This window comes from Bradyrhizobium sp. RD5-C2, from assembly GCF_019972155.1.
GTDB lineage: Bacteria > Pseudomonadota > Alphaproteobacteria > Rhizobiales > Xanthobacteraceae > Bradyrhizobium.
This window is the reverse complement of the sequence record NZ_BOVL01000057.1, coordinates 128,959-146,530: the sequence shown is the minus strand read 5'-3', so window position 1 is coordinate 146,530 and position 17,572 is coordinate 128,959. Positions and strand designations below refer to the sequence as shown.

Here is a 17,572-nt window from a genome sequence, read left to right as displayed (position 1 = left end):
CATCGCGTGGCGGGGCAACTTGGATTGCGAACGATCCTCATCGTCGTCCTGGCCTTCGCCAGGACGACAGCGGTGGAGCTGGCGCGGACCGGCTACGCCGGCCTGAACCCCGCCTCAGTCAACGCGGCGCGGCCTCTATCCGATGCCAGCGCGTCGAGAAAGGCCTGCACCGCGGGCCGCTGCTTGCGCACTGTGACCAGCGCGAAGTCGTAATGCTCTTCGGCCAGCGGAATGAAACCGAGCCCGGACGCGCGGGCTACCGGTGCGATGGTCATGCCCCAGTCGGCGCGATGCTGCGCCACCGCGGCCGCGACCGCATTGTGCGAGCGCGGCTGGTTCCAGTAGCCATCGGGCCGGCTGCCTGCCAGCAAGCGGTCGATCAGGATGCGCGTGCCGGCACCCTGGTTGCGGTTGACCATGATGCAGGCGGGATCGGCGAGCGCGGCGCGCACCGCCGCTTCTGCGCTCAAGCCGGCAAAGCGCGTGTCGTCTTTGCGGAACACGATGCCCTGCATACGCCGCCAGCCCGGCACGAGCTCGAGACCGTCGGCCAGATACGGCGTGTTGTAGGTCTCGGTCTTGTCGTCGAACAGATGGATCGGAGCGAGATCGCATTCGCCGCGCCTGGCGGCGGCGAGCCCGCCGAGACTGCCGACCGCGATCGAACGCACCACAAGGCCCGCATGCGCCAGCGGCGCGGTGACGAGATCGAGTCCGGTACAATGGCTGCCGACGATCACGAGATCGGGCACCCGCACATGCGGCGTGAACAGCGTCACCTCGGCGTCGCTGCCGGCCGGCAGCTGGTCGGCGAGCGCCTCGATCTTCAGGAAGCCGTCGGCCTGCGCGAACGACGTGATCGCGCCCGAGCCCTTGCCGCCGGGATAGGCGATCAGGCCGTCGGCGCCTTCGACCAGCGACACCATCACGAACTCGGTACGCCCGAGCTCGGAGGCGATCCGCACCGGCACCTTCGCCGCCACCTTGGCATCCGACCGCGGCGGCAGCCCGGCCATCCGCCGCAGCACCGGCACGATCATGTCGTGGAAGGTGAACATCGCCGAGGTCGGAAAGCCCGGCAGGATCACCACCGGCTTGCCGTCGCAGACCGCAAGGCACAGCGGCTTGCCCGGCTTCAGCGCCACGCCATGCGCGATGATGCCGGGCTTGCCGAGCCGGGCAATGATCCGGTGCGAGACGTCGCCTGCGCCCTTGGAGGTGCCGCCCGACAGCACCAACATGTCGCTGTCCGCCAGCGCCTTGCGCATCGCGGCCTCGAGCATCGCCTCATTGTCAGCGATCGCGCCGAGGAACGACGCGTCTGCGCCGTTCTCGGCAATCGCCGCGGTGACGATCGCACCATTGGTGTCGTAGATCGCGGCCGGCCGCAACGTCTCACCGGGCTGCACCAGTTCGTCGCCAGTCGAGAGGATCGCAACACGCGGACGCCGCACCACCGCGACCTCGGCGATGCCGCAGGCCGCGAGCATGCCGATCTCGCGCGACCCGATGATCGTTCCTGCGCGCAACAGCGCCGCGCCGCGCGCGATGTCGGAGCCGGCATAGGACACGAACTGCCCGGGCGACGCTGCGCGGCGGACCTCGATGGCGCCATTTCCGGCCGGCTGGGTGTGCTCGACCATCACGATCGCATCCGTGCCGCGCGGCACCGGACCGCCGGTCGCGATTGCGGTCGCGCTGCCCGGGAACACAGGCCGGGTCGGCGCGGTGCCGCACGAAATGATCTCGTCGTTCAGCGCGAGGTGCACCGGCGCGCCCTCGCCTGCGCTTGCGAGATCGGCCGAGCGCACGGCAAAGCCGTCGACATTGGAGCGATCGAACGGCGGCACGTCGATCGGCGCCACCACGTCCTCCGCCAGCGCACGCCCGAGCGCGTCAGCGAGCAGCCGCGTCTCGGATGGCAATTGGCGCGGGAACAGCGCCGCCTCGAAGCGCGCGATCGCCTCCTCGCGCGACAGGATGGTCAGGAACTGGTCCTGCTCGACGGATGAGTTGGGTTTCGGCGTGAAAATATTTGTCATCTCGGGAACTCACTCCCGCAACATATAGGCATCGACAACCGTGCCTGCAGCGAAGCCCTCGGCGGCTCCAGGCACGATCAGCAGCCCTTCGGCACGCGCAATGGCATCGAGCGACAGGTCGCCGATCGCAAGCGGGGTCCAAAAATCCTTCTGAGGACCCTGCTGACGCGTCAGCAGCACGACCTCAGCGATACCGACGCCGGAGGCGATCTTGCGTTCCAGCGGCAGCGCCAATGTCTGACGCGGCCGTCGGCCCGACAGTCGGTCGAGCACGGGAAGCGCAATCGCCCACCAGGCCGCGAAAGCCTGATCCGGCCCGCCCGGCAAGGCAACGACCGGCGTCGCATCGATCCGGCCGACCGCTGCGGTGCGCCCGGGCTGCAGCGCAATGCCGTGCGCGAGCAACGTGCCGCACCTCGCCAGCGCATTCACCGCCGCATCGGTGTGACCAACGCCGGTGCCACCGATCGTGATGATCAGGTCGCAGCCGGCGGTCTCGAGTGCATCTGCAATTTCCGTCACATCGGGCGTCGCCTCGGCATAGACGACCTCGGCGCCCGCGAGGCGCGCGATGTCGGCGACCAGTTGCGCGGTCAGCTGACCGTTGCAGATGTTGACGATGCGAAGCCGAGGCCGCCGGACGCGCAACAGCTCCAGTCCGGCCGCGCGTGCGAGCAGCAGACTGCGCGGCAGCAGCGGTTCTCCCGCCGGCATCACGGCACGCCCGGCGGCAATGTCGCTGCCGGCACGCCGGACGCCCTGCCCCGGAATGGCTTCGGCGAGCACCTGCGGCAGCGGACCGGATGTGTCGATGGCATTCGCATCGACCACGCAGTCGGTACCATCGGGCATCGCCGCGCCGGCCGCCACCCAGACCGGCAGCCCGGCCAGCGGCAGCGGCGCATAGGACGACGCGCCGACCAAATCATTGGCGCGCATCGGCCATCCGTCGGCGACGGCGACATCGTGCAACGGGTATGCGCGCAGCGCCGGCATCTCGGCTGCAACGCAGCGCAAGGCGTCGGCCGGCGGGAGCTCGACCGGCTGGACCGGTGCGAGGTCACGCAGCACGGCGGCCAGCGCCGCATCGAGCGGGGTGAGCGAAGCCGGAAGGCGCTGGGCGGTGACCATGGCCCGCTATGGACTGAATCGACCCCGAAAGAAACCGCCTCGGGCCGGTCCGACCCTCCGTCATTAGACCGATGGCGCGTTGACGCGGACCCCAAACTAGTTGCAAAAGAAACCAATATGACCGGGTCCCGGAGGCCCGGCACAAACAAAATGGCCAATGCGCCAATTCAGGAGGGAGACAGAATGATCGCCACCAGACTAGCCATGTTCGGGACGCTCGCAGCCGCGCTGCTGGCCTCCTCGGCAGTATCGGCACAGGTATCCGACGACATCGTCAAGATCGGCGTACTGACCGACATGAACGGCCCGGCCTCGACGCCGACCGGACAGGGCTCGGTCACGGCCGCGCAGATGGCGGTCGACGATTTCGGCGGCAAGGTGCTCGGCAAGCCCATCTCTGTGATCGTCGGCGATCACCAGCTCAAGCCGGACATCGGCGCGACCATCGCGCGGCGCTGGTATGACGTCGATCAGGTCGACCTGATCGTGGACGTGCCGGTGTCGGCGGTCGGGCTGGCGGTGCAGAACATCGCTAACGAGAAGAAGAAGCTGTTCATCACGCATTCGACCGGCGCGACCGATTTCCATGGCAAGTTCTGCTCACCCTACGCGATGCAGTGGGTGTTCGACACGAGGGCGCTCGCGGTCGGCACCGCCCAGGAGGTGGTGAAGCGCGGCGGCGACAGCTGGTTCTTCATCACCGACGACTATGCGTTCGGCCACTCGCTGGAGAAGGACGCCTCCGCGATCGTGACCAAGAACGGCGGCAAGGTGCTCGGCGCGGTGCGGCCGCCGTTTGCGACGCCCGATCTGTCGTCCTTCATTCTGCAGGCCCAGGCCTCGAAGGCCAAGATCATCGGCATTGCCGGCGGACCGCCGAACAACACCAACGAGATCAAGACCGCCGCCGAGTTCGGAGTCTTCGCCGGCGGGCAGCAGATGGCGGCGCTGCTGGCGCTGATCACCGACATCCACTCGATCGGACTGTCGGCCGCGCAGGGCCTGTTGCTGACCACCTCGTTCTACTGGGACATGGACGACAAGACCCGGGAATGGTCGAAGCGCTATTTCGCCAAGATGAACCGGATGCCGACGATGTGGCAGGCCGGCGTCTATTCCTCCGTGACCGCCTATCTGAACGCGATCAAGGACAGCGGCACCGACGATCCGCTCAAGGTTGCGGCCAAGATGCGCGAGAAGCCGGTCGAGGATTTCTTCGCCCGCAACGGCAAACTGCGCGAGGACAATCTGATGGTGCACGATCTCTGGCTGGTGCAGGTCAAGACCCCGGCCGAGTCGAAGTATCCGTGGGACTACTACAAGATCCTGGCCAAGATCTCGGGCGAGGACGCGTTCGGCCCGCCGGACCCTGCGTGTTCGATGATCAAGAAGTGACGACCGAAGGTCGTCATTCCGGGGCGATGCGTCAGCATCGAACCCGGAATCTCGAGCTTCCGGGTTCGCGCTTCGCGCGCCCCGGAATGACCTCTGCATAGACGCGACGACGCGCCCATGCAGAGATCATTTCGCCACCCCGATCTCCCTGAAATACTTCAGCACGCCGGGGTGGATCAGGTTGATATCGGGCGCGGCGGCGACGGTGTTCGCTGCCGTGGTCTCGCAAGCTTGGGCAAGCTTCTTGCAGAAGTCAGCCTCGACGCCCTGCAACGTCTTCGCCAGCCGGTAGGCGACATCGTCGGGCAGGCTCTCTCGCACCAGGATGTAGCTCCAGGAGCCGACCGAGGAAATCGCGGCGGTCTGCTTCGGGTAGCTGCCGGCCGGGATCGTCAGCGGCTTCAGGAAGGTGTGTTTGGCGCGGATGCGGGCGATCTCGTCCGCGGTCGGCGCGATGAAACGCGCGCCGGTCGCGCTCTCGGCCATCTTGCTGAAGCCGGGCCAGCCGATGCCGGCGCCCCACAGCGCCGCGGCGCGGCCGTCCTCGACCATCGCAGGGCCATCGCCGGCACGATCGAGATAGATCGACTTGAAGTCCTCGTCCTGCTTCAGCCCGATGCCGTCGAGGATATAGCGCGACAGGATCGGCAAGCCGGAGCCCTTGGCGCCGAACGCGACGGGCTGGCCGACCAGGTCCTGGATCGTCTTGTAGGGGCTGTCGGCCCGCACCACGAACATGCCCGGGCTCGAATACATCGCGGTGAGGATCTTCAGCCTGGTCGCCTTCGGCCGGCCGATGCCCATGAAGGCCTCGTAGGACGGCTCGCCGGCAACGGTTGCGATATCGACGCTGCCGGCCTCGAGCAACGGAATGTTCTCGTTGGAGCCCTTGGTGTTGCGCGGCTCGATCGACAGCGTCGCGTCGGCCGCGTTCATCACCTCGGCGAAGGCGTTGCCATAGAGCGGAAAGCCGCCACCCGGCGTCGCCGTGGCGAAACTGATCGTGGTTTTGGAAATGGTCTTGCTCCCCTCTTGCGCCGCCGTGCCGCCCGCGAGCAGCAGCGCGCCGGCGCAAATCATAACAGCGAATTTCATCCCGAGCCTCAAGCATTGCACGTGAGCGCGACTATGGTCGCACGGGCGTGGTCGTAGGCAAAGCCAGCGTTTTGTGAAACCATGAAGGCAACAGTCACAAGAAAATGACGGGAGAGACGATGTTCCGGTTCGCACGTGCCGCGTTGCTTGGTTTGATCTGCTGCCTTGCCTCGATTGCCCCCTCCTCGGCGTCCGACTATCCGAACCGTCCGGTGCGCTGGCTGATCGGCTTTGCCGCAGGCGGCCCGGTCGACATCGTGGCGCGCATCATGAGCCAGTGGCTGTCGGATCATCTCGGCCAGCAATTCGTGGTCGAGAACCGCGCCGGTTCCGGCGGCAACATCGCAGCCGCTGCTGCGATCAACTCGCCGGCTGATGGCTATACGCTGTTGTTCGTCGCGCCCAACAACGCGATCTCGACCTCGCTCTACAAGAAGCTGCCCTACGACTTCCTGCGCGATACCACCCCGGTCGCCAGCATCATGCAGCTCACCAACATGCTGGTGGTCTCGAATGCGATGCCGGTGAAGACCGTTCAGGAGTTCATCGACTACTGCAAGGCCAATCCAGGCAAGATCGCCTACGCCTCGTCCGGCAACGGGACCTCGGTGCACATGTCGGCCGAGCTGTTCAAGGCAATGACCAAATGCGACATGCAGCACGTGCCGTATCGGGGATCCGCGATCGCCTTCCCCGACATCATCTCCAATAAGGTGCAGCTGATCTTCGACAACCTGCCGTCGGCGCTCGAGCAGTCGCGCGGCGGCAGCGTCCGCGCGCTCGGCGTCACCTCGCCGCAGCGCTGGCCCGGCGTGCCCGACGTGCCGGCGATCGCCGAGACCGTGCCGGGCTTCGAGGCGGTCGGCTTCTACGGCATATCGGCGCCGAAGGGCACCCCGCCGGAAGTCATCGATACCCTCAACAAGGCGGTCGGCGAGGCCCTGAAGGACCCCAAGCTGGTGGCGCGCCTCGCCGAGGTCGGCGGCATCCCGAAGCCGATGACCCCGGCCGAATTCGGCAGACTGGTGACCGACGAGACCGAGAAATGGCGCAAGGTGGTTGAGTTCGCCGGCGTCTCGGTGGACTGAGCGGCCGATGGTGCGGCGGCGCCGGGGCCTCGCGGCGGCATTGCCGAAACCCCACGCACCCTGTAAACGGAGCCCGCACCGTTGCCGGCCGCGCCTCGCGGCCCGCAAGGCGGCGGGGCCTGTAGCTCAATGGTTAGAGCCGGCCGCTCATAACGGTCTGGTTGCAGGTTCGAGTCCTGCCGGGCCCACCAATGAGTTCAGAGGGAGGCAGGCTAAGCCCAAGCGCGGCCAGAGCCGACGTGGCCCCGAATTCGCCGGCCGACTTTGCTGGCCATCATAGCTTTTGATGGGGCCATAGTTCTCGATAGTTCGATCAGGCATGGCGAAGCTTTTGCTCATGCAAAATTTACCCAATTTTGATTTTTTGGTTGACGACGACGGCCTGCGTGTTCGGGCACAATTGGCGATGAAAAAGAATTCATTGGAAGATATCGAAGAAGTTTGCCGGCTGACCACGAGAGCGGCCTGCCGGGCTTTCGATTCTTGTCGAACGATTCGCATTCGCGACGACCGTGGACCATTGCTGAAGCGACGAATCGGGCAGGCTTCGCGAATGGGAGCGGTCGCACTCTTCGTTGCCGTGGCATCCAGTTATCAAACGTTCGCCCAGGCCGGCACATCGACCGCAAACTTGACCGTTCAGATCACCATCACGGCGGCTTGCACAATCAACGCTGCGACGCTCAATTTCGGGAGCGTGTCCGGAACAACGCTCGCGACCACCTTGCAGTCGGGCAGCACAACCGTCTCGGTCACCTGCACCAATGGCAGCCCGTACTCCATCGCCATGGACAACGGAGCAAATGTGTCCGGCAGCCAGCGGCGGATGACGAATGCCGGGAATTTTATCAACTACAATCTCTATACTGATTCAGCCCATACCAACCCCTGGACCACGGCTACCAGCAGCACCACCTGCACGACCACGAACGGCTGCTTTCTCGGCACCGGTAACGGATCGGCGCAGACGGTCAACATTTACGGCACCGTTCCCGCTACCGGCACCGCACCGAGCACCGGCACCTACACGGACACGGTGGTCATGACCATCACCTATTGAAGAAGGGGCCGCGGCAGCGGCCCGCTGTTCCGTTGCATCTGCGTATCGACGAAACGCCTTCCTGGCGCACGATTTCGAAATCGATTGGGCATCGCGATGCATCAAAATTCGACTCTACTGGCCGCGTTTGCTGCAAGCCTGGCATTCATGGAGGTTGCCCATGCCACCGCGCTTCGCGTTGAACCCGTTCTCCTGGAACTGAATGCACCGGCGGCGGCGGCTTCCCTGACGCTACGCAATGACGAAGATGCCGACGTCGAGGTCCAGACCCGCGTGCTTCGCTGGTCGCAGTCCGACGGCAAGGAGAGTCTTGAACCGACAACCGATGTGGTGGCATCACCTCCGGCCGTCAGGATGGCACCTCATTCAGACTACGTCGTGCGGGTTGTGCGGGTGTCGAAACAGCCGGTCAATGGCGAAGAAAGCTATCGTGTCATCGTCGACCAATTGCCGCGAGCGGGCGGCAGCCAGGGTCGCAGCGTCAATCTTTTGGTACGACAGTCGATCCCAGCGTTTTTTCGTGGCCGCGAGATCAGCCGGCCACAAATTACCTGGGCGCTCCGTACTGAAGCTGGCCAACTAACCGTCGTGACCAGCAATGCCGGCGACGAGCGGCTACGCATCGCAAACCTGCGGCTTAAGGATTCATCGGGAACTACCTTGTCCTTTGGCAACGGTCTCCTCGGCTATGTCCTCGGACATTCCTCCATGAGTTGGGCCACGCCGAAATATCCTCGCGGCTTTGGATCTGGCGGATCCATCTCCGTCACGGCGGAAACGGACAAGGGCCAGACTCATGCGGTTATTGAGTCGCCGACTCGGCGGTAGAAGAGGCTCCGCGCTTGTGTCCATCCTAGCACTCCTCGGCATGGTCCTCTGTGTCGGGCGTTCGCGCGCGGGGGAAAACCAGACAAATCTGCAACTCGATGTCGTGATCAATTCCATGCCTGCCCGAACAATCGGATCATTCGTGCGGTTCGACGACGGTCGTATCGGCGGAACGGTAGAGGAACTCGAAAGCCTCGGCCTGCAACCGGGCCCGTCGCATCGACCGGGCGAGATCATCGCACTGGATGATATCCCGACCCTAAAGTATCGATATGAGGAGAGAACACAGCGGATATTCATTGCCGTCGACGAAGCCGGACGCAAGCCGCAGCTCTTTGACGCAGGCGGCTCCAGCGGGAACCTGCCAAGGGCGCGGGCCGATCCCGGTGCGGTACTAAATTATGACCTGTTGAGTTCAACCAGCAACGCAGCGACCCCGAGATTGATCGGGCTCGGTAACACATCGCTCTTGCTCGATGCTCGGGCGTTTTCGCCTTACGGCACCGCCGAACAGTCGGCGATCGTCCGCACTGGTCCGCAGCAGCCTGCGCAGGCGACACGACTGAATTCGTCTTTCCAGTATTCCGACCAAGACCGGATGATCGGCTACGTTGCTGGGGATACGATCAACGGCGGACTGGCCTGGTCACGGCCGATCAGGATCGGTGGCCTCCAGGCTCAACGCGATTTTACCCTGCGGCCCGACCTCATCACTGCGCCGCTCGCGACCATCGGCGGTAGCGCGGCAGTGCCGTCAACCGTCGATGTCTATGTCAACAACATCAAGACATTTTCTCAGGACGTCGCGTCCGGCCCTTTCAGCGTGAACAACGTACCGCTGATTTCCGGCGCCGGTACGACGCAACTCGTGGTGCGGGATTCGGCAGGTCACGAAATCCAGACGTCGGCGCCGTTCTATGCGACCTCGAGCCTGCTTGCGCCCGGGCTGAGCAGTTGGTCGGTGGAGGGTGGATTGCCGCGGCTGTCCTACGGCTCGAGCAGTGACGTCTACGTCGGCTCGCCGGTCGGCTCTGCAACCCTGCGACGAGGTATCTACGATGGCTTGACGGCGGAGGCGCACGTCGAAGGCGGAGCCGGCGTCATCAACGGTGGCATCGGTGGTATCTTCAGGACCGGGACGATCGGTGTCGCCGCCGTGGCCCTGGCCGGCAGCGGAAGCGGCACGAACCGCGGTCTGCAGAGCTACGCTTCCTATGAGACCCGGCTCTTTGGCGTGAGCATTTCGGCGAGTTCGCAACACACCTTCGGCACCTATGACGACCTTGCCTCGGCGACCGCAAGATTGCAAAGCATCGTGACGTTGAACGGCGGCCTGCAAAACCTGAACGGTCTGTTCAACTACCTGCCCGGCAGTATCGCCCCGTTGTCGAACTCGTTTGCTTATGTGACCGGCATCTATGGCAGCGCCCGTGCCCCGGTCGCACTCGATCGCATCACTTTCAGCGCTCCGATGCCGTTCGACCCCCGGGCCAGCCTGAGTGCAAGCTTTGTCGGTCTACGCGATGACTCAGGCCATCGTTCCAATATCGTGACGGCCTCTTACTCGCGTTCGTTGCCCTATAATGCGTCGATATTCTCCACCGTCTTCCACGATTTCCGCTCCAGGAAAAATACCGGCGTGTTTGCCGGTTTGAGCATCCCTTTTGGCCACTCGGCTTCGATCACGACCGGGGTTTCCAGCGGACGGAGCGGTACAACCGGCAGCGTTGATGCCGTCAAGTCGCTTGGGCCGGAGCCCGGCAGCTACGGCTGGCGCGTCCACGATTCCGAGGGATCATCGAGGTACCGGGAGGCCACAGCTTCCTACAGGTCGAGCTACGGCACCGTCCAGGCAGGCGCAAGCCAGGCCGGATCCGGCAGCGTGGGATCACTGGAATTGCGTGGGTCGATCACGACCATGGGAGGCGGCGTTTTCCTTTCGAACTGGATCGACGACAGTTTCGCGGTGGTCGCGACTGGCGTGCCGGATGTCGAGGTCCTCAGCGAGAACCGCCGGGCGGGTGTCACCGATTCCAGCGGCATGCTGCTGATCCCGACGCTCCGGTCCTACCAGAAGAACAAGATTGCGATCGACCCGACGAACCTTCCGGTCGACGACGAAGCAGCAACAACGCATGACATCGTCGCTCCGGCCGATCGCGCCGGGATGCTCGTCAGATTTGACGTCCGCAAGGAGACGACGGCTGCGCTGGTTGCCTTTGTCGGACCTGACAATCGCGTGCTGCCGGCCGGGGCCGTCGGCCACATGACCGGCGGAGGCGGGTTTGTCGTCGGCTACGACGGACAAGCCTATATCAAAGGGCTAACGTCAATGAACGAAGCCGAAATCGAGTTAGCCGACGTGCGCTGCCACGCAACGTTCGCGTTTGTTCCAAGGCCAGGCGAACAGGTCCGGATTCCTGGCGTCGCGTGCCGATGATGCAGTCATTCATACGTAAACAGTGTCTTCATACATCAATCTCCTCGATCATCCATTCCGACCAACGCGCATTGTGAGATCGAAATCGTGGTCATCGGCTCAAAGCGAACATTGCTCGTCGCCTTGCTCCTGCAATTTGCGGCATCGTTTTCGGCCCACGCCCAAAGCTGCTCCGTTACCTCGGCGTCCGGCAACTACGGATCTGTCGACATTCTGGCGGGCAGCGCCGTCGATACGACCTCGACATTTACCGTAACATGCAGCGGCTGTGCGCTCGGCTGCACGGTTAATGCGTGTGTGCAATTCAACCAGGGGGCGCCCAACAGCAGCAGCTCGGTTCGATCGCTGGGAAGTGGAGCGAATACGGCAATACACGAGCTCTATACGGATTCCGGGCGCACGCAGGTCTGGGGTTCCTGGGGATACGGAACCACCGCGTACGGCTCCGGTGGCGTCAGCATCAATCTCAGCCTTCCTCTCTTGGGCGGGCCCGCGCAACAAAGCCTGACCGTCTATGGGCGCTTCCTCGCCAATCAGCAGGCAACGATACCCGGGACCTACGTCTGGAGTACGGCCTCTCCGGTCATCGCCTACGCGGCCTATCTTCTTACAAGCCCGAATTGTTCGTCGAACCCGGGAACGACGACAAATGCAGGCTCTTCACCATGGACGGCGACAATCGCCGGAAATTGCATTGTTTCGACCACGCCGCTCAACTTCGGTAACGCTTCGCTGTTGACGTCGAATATTGACGGCGTTGGGACGATTTCGGTGAAGTGCACCAATACGACCCCCTACTCGATCGGCCTCGACAACGGACTACACGCAAGCGGCAACCAGCGGCGCATGCAGGCTAGCTCCAGCTTCATCAACTATAATCTTTATACGGATGCGGCGCGGACCGGTGCCTGGACGAGTACGACATCCGCCACAACCTGCACGTCCGGCGCCAATACCTGCGTGCTCGGCACAGGAACAGCGTTGAACCAGAGCGTTTCAGTCTATGGGCGCGTTCCACCGCAAATCTCGCCCCCTCCAGGAGCCTACGCCGACACCATCGTCGTCACCGTGACCTTCTAGCCCGATCTTCCCGGACCAGGGGCTTGAAAACTCGAAAGATAAAATCGACACGCCCGCTGCATCGAAGCAGCCGTTCGGCATCGCCGGCCAGAATCATCGCTGCGGTCAACTCACTCCCAAGCCGCCTGGAAAATGGCGCGGTAGCCGTCGGCATCCACAGGACGCGGATTGGTGGCGGTGGAATGATCCCTCGCCGCCTTCTCCGCCATGTCGTCCAGTACCGAGGCCGGCACACCCATGGCACGCAGACCGCGCGGCAGATTGAGCTCGGCATTGAGCGCAGCGAAGAACGCGGCGACGTCGGCATCATCAGCCAGACCGAGCGCCAGCCGCAGCCGCGGCAGCTTGACCGCGATCACTGGGCCATTATAGCGCATCACGGCAGGCATCAGCACGGCATTGAGTGTGCCGTGATGCAGGCTCGGCGACGCGAGGCTGCCAAGCGCGTGCGACAACCCGTGCACCGCGCCAAGCCCCTTCTGGAAGCACAGGCCGCCCTGCAGCGCGCCCATCATCACTTCGGCGCGGGCGTCGCGGTCGTCGCCCGCCGTCACGGCATGCTTGAGATGGCCGACGATGCGCGCCGCGCCATCGAGGGCGATCGCATCCGCCGGCGGATTGAAGCGCGGCGACAGATAGGTCTCGACGCAATGCGACAATGCGTCCATGCCGGTCGCGGCCGTCAACGCCGGTGGCAGGCCGAGCGTCAGCAACGGATCGCAGATGGCCCGCGCCGGGATCAGATGCGGACTGATCAGGCCGACCTTGCGGCCGTCCTCGAGCGTGATGAGGGCAGCGCGGCCAACCTCGCTTCCGGTGCCGGCGGTGGTCGGAATCGCGATCACCGGCGCGACGGCGGCGGTGATCCGCGCGACACCGCCGTCGATCGCGGCGTATTGCGCGAGCGGGCCTTCATGGCTGGCGAGCAGCGCCACCGCCTTGGCGAGATCGATCGGCGAGCCGCCGCCGAGCGCGACGAGGCCGTCGCATCCGGCCTCACGATAGCGTGCGAGCGCCTGCTGCGTCGCACGCTCGGTCGGATTCGGCGGCGTCGCGTCGAACACCACCGGCGCAGTGCCGAGCGAGGCGGTCACGCGCGCCGCCAGGCCGGCCGCGACAATGCCGCGGTCGGTAACGAGCATCGGCCGACGGATACCGAGCGCTGCGATCTCATCGCCGAGCGCGTCCGCCTCGCCGAAGCGGAAGCGAATGGTGGTGAGATAGGTGATCAGCGCCATGGCCTGTCGTCCGTTGCGTCGATCGATCAGAGATCGGTGCGTTCTTCGGCGATATCGCGACGCTGCTCCATGTTGAAGCGCCCCGCATAGATCGGCCGCCCGCCGGTGGTCGGACCGGGATATTGCACGATCAGGATATCGCCGCCGGTCGCGGTCTCGAACTTGCCTTCGAAATGCGGATCCGGATGAAAGATCATCGTGCCCGGCGTGTAGAGATTGTCGTCGATCCTGAATTCGCCGCTCAGGATGTACCAGACCTGCGCGAACTCGTGATTGTGGATCGGATGATGCGCGCCAGGCTCCAGCCGCAGGATGCCTGCGTTCGGCTCGGTCGGCCGCTCCGGCCGCGGGTGGAACAGCATCTTGCCGGTCTCGCCAGGCCAGCGGATGGTCTCCCACTCCACATCGTCGATGTGCTTCGCCTCATACGGCAGGTGCCTGCCGGTCGCGGTTGCGGTCTGCATGGATCAGTCTCCTTGGGGCTTGCTCTTGGGTGATCGAGGTGGAGCGGCGGCGCTCGGCACGCGCCACCAGTCGAAATGCTCGGCCTTCTGCGGCGACTTCGCGACCACCATCAGAATGCGCGCTTCGTCCTCGCTGATGTTGTCGGCGCGGTGCGGCAGCTCGGAATTGAGGAAAATGCCTTCACCGGGCGCGAGATCGAACACCTCGGCGCCGACGTGGAAGCGGATGCGACCGCTGATCACGTAGCAGTATTCCTGTCCCGGATGCGACACCATGAGGTCCATCCGGTTCTTGCGCGGGAACGAGAGGTGAAAAACCTCCAGATCATCGTTCGGCATGCCGCCCGCGAACAATCGCCAGCGATAGCCGGTGCTCGGGATGCTCTGGTCCTCACCATCGTCGCCATGGCGATGCAGCGTGACGTGGCTGCGCGACTGGTCCTGCGGCGCGGCGAACAATTCGCTGACGCCAATGTCGAGCGCCTGCGCGATCTGGATCAGATTGGCAACGGAGCTCGACACCTGCCCGCGCTCGAGGCGCGACACGAAGGCGTCGGACAACCCGGTGCTGTCGGCCAGATCCTTCAGCTTCATGCCACGTTCCTCCCGCAGCGAGCGAATGCGTGCTCCAAGCCTCGCCAGCGTCTCGTCCTGCGTCTTCATTGCTCCGACCCTCGCCTCAATTTGCTTCCCTGTCAATAAAAATTGCTCTACAAGCAATTTTTATTGACCCGATGTTGGGACTGCCGGAAACTCCGGTGGTTCTCCGCATCGATACACAAGCGAATTGCGTATCACGCAACAAAAGCAAACTGCAAACAACACGACTTCCGGAGGAGCACCCGACCATGACAACCACTCTCAGGGCCCTATGCGCGGCAATGACCGCGACGTTGCTGCACATTCACGTCGCGCACGCCGCGATGTCCGACAATGTGATCCGCATCGGCGTTCTCAACGACCGCTCCGGCGCCTATGCCGACCTCGGCGGCGAAGGCTCGGTCATCGCGGCGAAGATGGCGGCCGAGGAATTCGGCAACAGCATCGGCGGCGTGCCGGTCGAGATCGTCTCAGCCGATCACCAGAACAAGCCGGACATCGGGCTCGGCATCGTGCGGCGCTGGTTCGACACGGAGAAAGTCGACGCCGTTGCCGACATTTCCAATTCCGGCGTCGGTTTCGCGGTGACCGCGCTCGCCAAGGAACGCAACAAGGTCGTGCTGAACGCGTCGGCCTCCTCGGACTTCACCGGCAAGGCTTGCACCCGCACCTCGTTCCAGTGGGTCTACACGAGCTATACTAACGGCTACGGCCTCGCACGGGCGCTCACCGCGCAGAAGCTCGACAGCTGGTTCCTGGTCACGGTGGACTATTCGTTCGGCCACGCCTTCGCCGCCGACATGCGCCGCGCGGTCGAGAGCGGCGGCGGCAAGGTGATCGGCGAGGTGCGCCACCCGCTCAACACCGCCGACTTCAGTTCGGTGCTGCTGCAGGCGCAGGCCTCCGGCGCCAAGGTGATCGCGCTGGCCAACGCCGGCGCCGACATGACCAACTCGGTGAAGCAGGCCGCCGAGTTCGGCATCACCCGCGGACAGGCATTGGTGGCACCGACCGTATTCCTCACCGACGTCGACGCGATGGGCCTTGCGGCCGCGCAGAACCTGCAGTTCGTCACCGCGTATTACTGGGACCGCGATGCCGAGTCGCGCGCGTGGGCCAACAAGTTCTTTGAGAAGGTTGGGCGGATGCCGACCATGACCCAGTCCGGCGTCTATTCAGCAGTGCGTCACTACTTGCGTGCGGTGCAGGCCGCAAATTCCGACGATGGCCTCGCTGTCGCAGCCAAGATACGCGAATTGCCGGTAACCGACGCGTTCGCTCGCGGCATGGTCCGTACCGACGGCCAGTTCGTGCACGACATGTACCTGGCGCGCGTCAAGACACCGGCGGCGTCGAGCCGACGATGGGACTACTACGACATCGTCGCGACGATTCCCGCCGAGCAGGCCTTTCGCCCGCTCGGCGAAGGTGGCTGCGAGCTGGTCTCGCAGTAACGACGCAGGCGGACGGTGGCAAACGCCATCGTCCGCCATCGCAGCTTCAATCCAACGGACGGCCACGCGTCTCCGGCACGAAGCAGATCGCAACAACAAAGGCGAAGCCAGACACGATCACCGGATACCACAATCCAAAGTACGGATTGCCGGAATACACATTCATCGCCGTGACGACGAAGGACAGCATGCCTCCGACCCAGCCGGCGCCCACATGGAACGGAAACGAGAGGGACGTATATCGAATGCGCGCCGGAAACAGTTCGACCATGAAGGCCGCCATCGGGCCGTATACCATCGCCAGATAGAGCACGAGCACGAACAGAAGCCCGAATACCGCGGGGCGGTTGATCTTCGAAAGATCGGCGGACGACGGCCATCCCGCCGAGACCAACGCCTTCCTGAGGCTATCGGGGTTGAAGCCTTCGACGACCTGTCCCGCGATCTTGACCGTGGTCGGTGCGCCCGGGGCTGCTGGCTCCGATCGATATTGAACGCCAAGATCAGTCAGAAAGCCGGTGATCTTGTCGCATTCCGTGGTCGCCTCGGCAAACAGACGGAAATTGCAGTCGCGCGCCGTGACGACAATATCGGTGCTCTCGAGGAAGCGCTCCAGGGCAGGATTTGCATAGTGCGTCAGGCCTTTGAAGATCGGCTGGATGGTGACAGCCGCAAGCAAGCAGGCCATCGCCATGATGGGCTTGCGGCCGATGCGATCGGACAACCAGCCGAAGAAGACATACAGCGGCGTGACCACCACGAGGGCCGGCCCGATCAGCAATTGCACGTCGTCCATCGGCACTTTCAGGGTCTTGTTGAGAAAGAACATCGAATAGAAGTGTCCGGTGCCGAAGATCGCGCCAAGGCCTGCAGCAACGACGAACAACAGAACGACGTATTTGAGGTTCGCGGCGCGCGTAAAGCTCTCCGTGACCGGCGCCTTGGACGTTGCGCCGGCAGCCTTCATTCGCTGGAACGTGGGCGATTCATGCAGCCTCGCCCGGAAGTAGACCGATACGATGAGCAACAGCAGCGACAGCACGAATGGCAGGCGCCAGCCCCAATCGTGGAACTGCGCATCGGAAAGGATCAGCTTCAACCCAAAGACGACGATAATGGAACTCAGAAGCCCAAGCGTCGCTGTGGTCTGAAGTGAGCTGGTGTACGCGCCACGCCGGTTGACCGGCGAGTGCTCCGCGACATAGGTCACGGCTCCGCCAACCTCGCCGCCAAGCGCCAGCCCCTGCAGCAAGCGGCAAAGCACGAGTCCGTACGTCGCGGCTATTCCGATTTGATCATAGGTCGGGAGCAATCCCACGCCGACCGTGGCGACGCCCATGAGGATGATGGTCACCAGAAACGTCTTCTTGCGTCCGACCATGTCCCCCAGGCGGCCGAAGAACAGCGCCCCGATCGGGCGAATGAGGAAGCCGGCGCCAAACGTTGCGAGGCTTGCGAGGAATGCCGCCGTCTCATTGCCCTTCGGAAAGAAGAGGTGCCCGAGCTGAACGGCAAGCGCCGCGTAGATGTAGAAGTCGTACCACTCGAGCAGCGCGCCAAAAGACGACGCCAATACGACCTTCTTCTCTTCGGCGGTCATTGCGGAAGTCGCGCCAATGGCGCGCGCAGAATGCAGCGTGTCCGTCATCGTCCCTCA

Annotated in this window: 14 protein-coding genes and 1 tRNA gene; 8 read left to right on the top strand and 7 right to left on the bottom strand. The window is 63.9% G+C overall.

Annotation, left to right across the window (positions count from 1 at the left end):
- Positions 1–92: 92 nt before the first annotated feature.
- On the bottom strand, positions 93–2,042 hold the full coding sequence (locus BraRD5C2_RS36885) for a molybdopterin biosynthesis protein (protein WP_223976931.1): 1,950 nt from the start codon (positions 2,040–2,042) through the stop codon (positions 93–95).
- A gap of 9 nt (positions 2,043–2,051) precedes the next feature.
- Positions 2,052–3,173: a molybdopterin-binding protein gene (locus BraRD5C2_RS36880; RefSeq protein ID WP_223976929.1), complete on the bottom strand. Its 1,122-nt coding sequence runs from the start codon at positions 3,171–3,173 to the stop codon at positions 2,052–2,054.
- A gap of 183 nt (positions 3,174–3,356) precedes the next feature.
- Between BraRD5C2_RS36880 and BraRD5C2_RS36875 the strand changes: the two genes are divergently transcribed.
- The gene (locus BraRD5C2_RS36875) at positions 3,357–4,568 is read left to right on the top strand and encodes an ABC transporter substrate-binding protein (protein WP_374708094.1); all 1,212 of its coding nucleotides are present in this window, start codon (positions 3,357–3,359) and stop codon (positions 4,566–4,568) included.
- Between the two features lie 126 nt (positions 4,569–4,694).
- On the opposite strand, the gene BraRD5C2_RS36870 is transcribed toward BraRD5C2_RS36875, so the two are convergent.
- The gene (locus BraRD5C2_RS36870) at positions 4,695–5,663 is read right to left on the bottom strand and encodes a TAXI family TRAP transporter solute-binding subunit (protein ID WP_223976927.1); all 969 of its coding nucleotides are present in this window, start codon (positions 5,661–5,663) and stop codon (positions 4,695–4,697) included.
- A gap of 119 nt (positions 5,664–5,782) precedes the next feature.
- Here BraRD5C2_RS36870 and BraRD5C2_RS36865 point away from each other — a divergent pair, with 119 nt between their 5' ends.
- The 6 genes from BraRD5C2_RS36865 to BraRD5C2_RS36840 all read left to right on the top strand — a co-directional run bounded on the left by BraRD5C2_RS36865 (position 5,783) and on the right by BraRD5C2_RS36840 (position 12,159).
- On the top strand, positions 5,783–6,751 hold the full coding sequence (locus BraRD5C2_RS36865) for a Bug family tripartite tricarboxylate transporter substrate binding protein (RefSeq protein WP_223976925.1): 969 nt from the start codon (positions 5,783–5,785) through the stop codon (positions 6,749–6,751).
- A 115-nt stretch (positions 6,752–6,866) separates the two neighbouring features.
- Positions 6,867–6,942, top strand: a tRNA-Ile gene (locus tag BraRD5C2_RS36860).
- Between the two features lie 128 nt (positions 6,943–7,070).
- Positions 7,071–7,811, top strand: a complete 741-nt coding sequence (locus BraRD5C2_RS36855; RefSeq protein WP_223976923.1) for a Csu type fimbrial protein — start codon at positions 7,071–7,073, stop codon at positions 7,809–7,811.
- An 84-nt stretch (positions 7,812–7,895) separates the two neighbouring features.
- Positions 7,896–8,639: a fimbrial biogenesis chaperone gene (locus tag BraRD5C2_RS36850; protein WP_223976921.1), complete on the top strand. Its 744-nt coding sequence runs from the start codon at positions 7,896–7,898 to the stop codon at positions 8,637–8,639.
- Between the two features lie 40 nt (positions 8,640–8,679).
- Positions 8,680–11,079 carry a fimbria/pilus outer membrane usher protein gene (locus BraRD5C2_RS36845; protein ID WP_223976919.1) on the top strand — a complete coding sequence of 800 codons (2,400 nt, stop codon included), beginning with the start codon at positions 8,680–8,682 and terminating at the stop codon, positions 11,077–11,079.
- A gap of 87 nt (positions 11,080–11,166) precedes the next feature.
- Complete coding sequence (locus tag BraRD5C2_RS36840; protein WP_223976917.1) at positions 11,167–12,159, top strand: Csu type fimbrial protein; 993 nt, start codon at positions 11,167–11,169, stop codon at positions 12,157–12,159.
- A gap of 110 nt (positions 12,160–12,269) precedes the next feature.
- Here BraRD5C2_RS36840 and BraRD5C2_RS36835 read toward each other — a convergent pair whose 3' ends face one another.
- Genes BraRD5C2_RS36835 through BraRD5C2_RS36825 form a run of 3 tightly spaced genes read right to left on the bottom strand, consistent with a single transcriptional unit; the run spans position 12,270 to position 14,524 of the window.
- The gene (locus BraRD5C2_RS36835; RefSeq protein WP_223976915.1) at positions 12,270–13,397 is read right to left on the bottom strand and encodes an iron-containing alcohol dehydrogenase; all 1,128 of its coding nucleotides are present in this window, start codon (positions 13,395–13,397) and stop codon (positions 12,270–12,272) included.
- Positions 13,398–13,423: 26 nt separating this feature from the next.
- The gene (locus BraRD5C2_RS36830; protein WP_092116247.1) at positions 13,424–13,861 is read right to left on the bottom strand and encodes a cupin domain-containing protein; all 438 of its coding nucleotides are present in this window, start codon (positions 13,859–13,861) and stop codon (positions 13,424–13,426) included.
- Between the two features lie 3 nt (positions 13,862–13,864).
- A complete protein-coding gene (locus BraRD5C2_RS36825; RefSeq protein WP_223976913.1) occupies positions 13,865–14,524 on the bottom strand; it encodes a helix-turn-helix domain-containing protein in 660 nt (219 codons plus the stop codon).
- Between the two features lie 185 nt (positions 14,525–14,709).
- On the opposite strand from BraRD5C2_RS36825, the gene BraRD5C2_RS36820 reads away from it, so the two are divergent.
- Entirely contained in the window at positions 14,710–15,915 is a 1,206-nt protein-coding gene (locus tag BraRD5C2_RS36820; RefSeq protein ID WP_223976911.1) for an ABC transporter substrate-binding protein, read from the top strand.
- 46 nt (positions 15,916–15,961) lie between these two features.
- Here BraRD5C2_RS36820 and BraRD5C2_RS36815 read toward each other — a convergent pair whose 3' ends face one another.
- The gene (locus BraRD5C2_RS36815; RefSeq protein ID WP_223977048.1) at positions 15,962–17,515 is read right to left on the bottom strand and encodes an MFS transporter; all 1,554 of its coding nucleotides are present in this window, start codon (positions 17,513–17,515) and stop codon (positions 15,962–15,964) included.
- Positions 17,516–17,572: the final 57 nt, after the last annotated feature.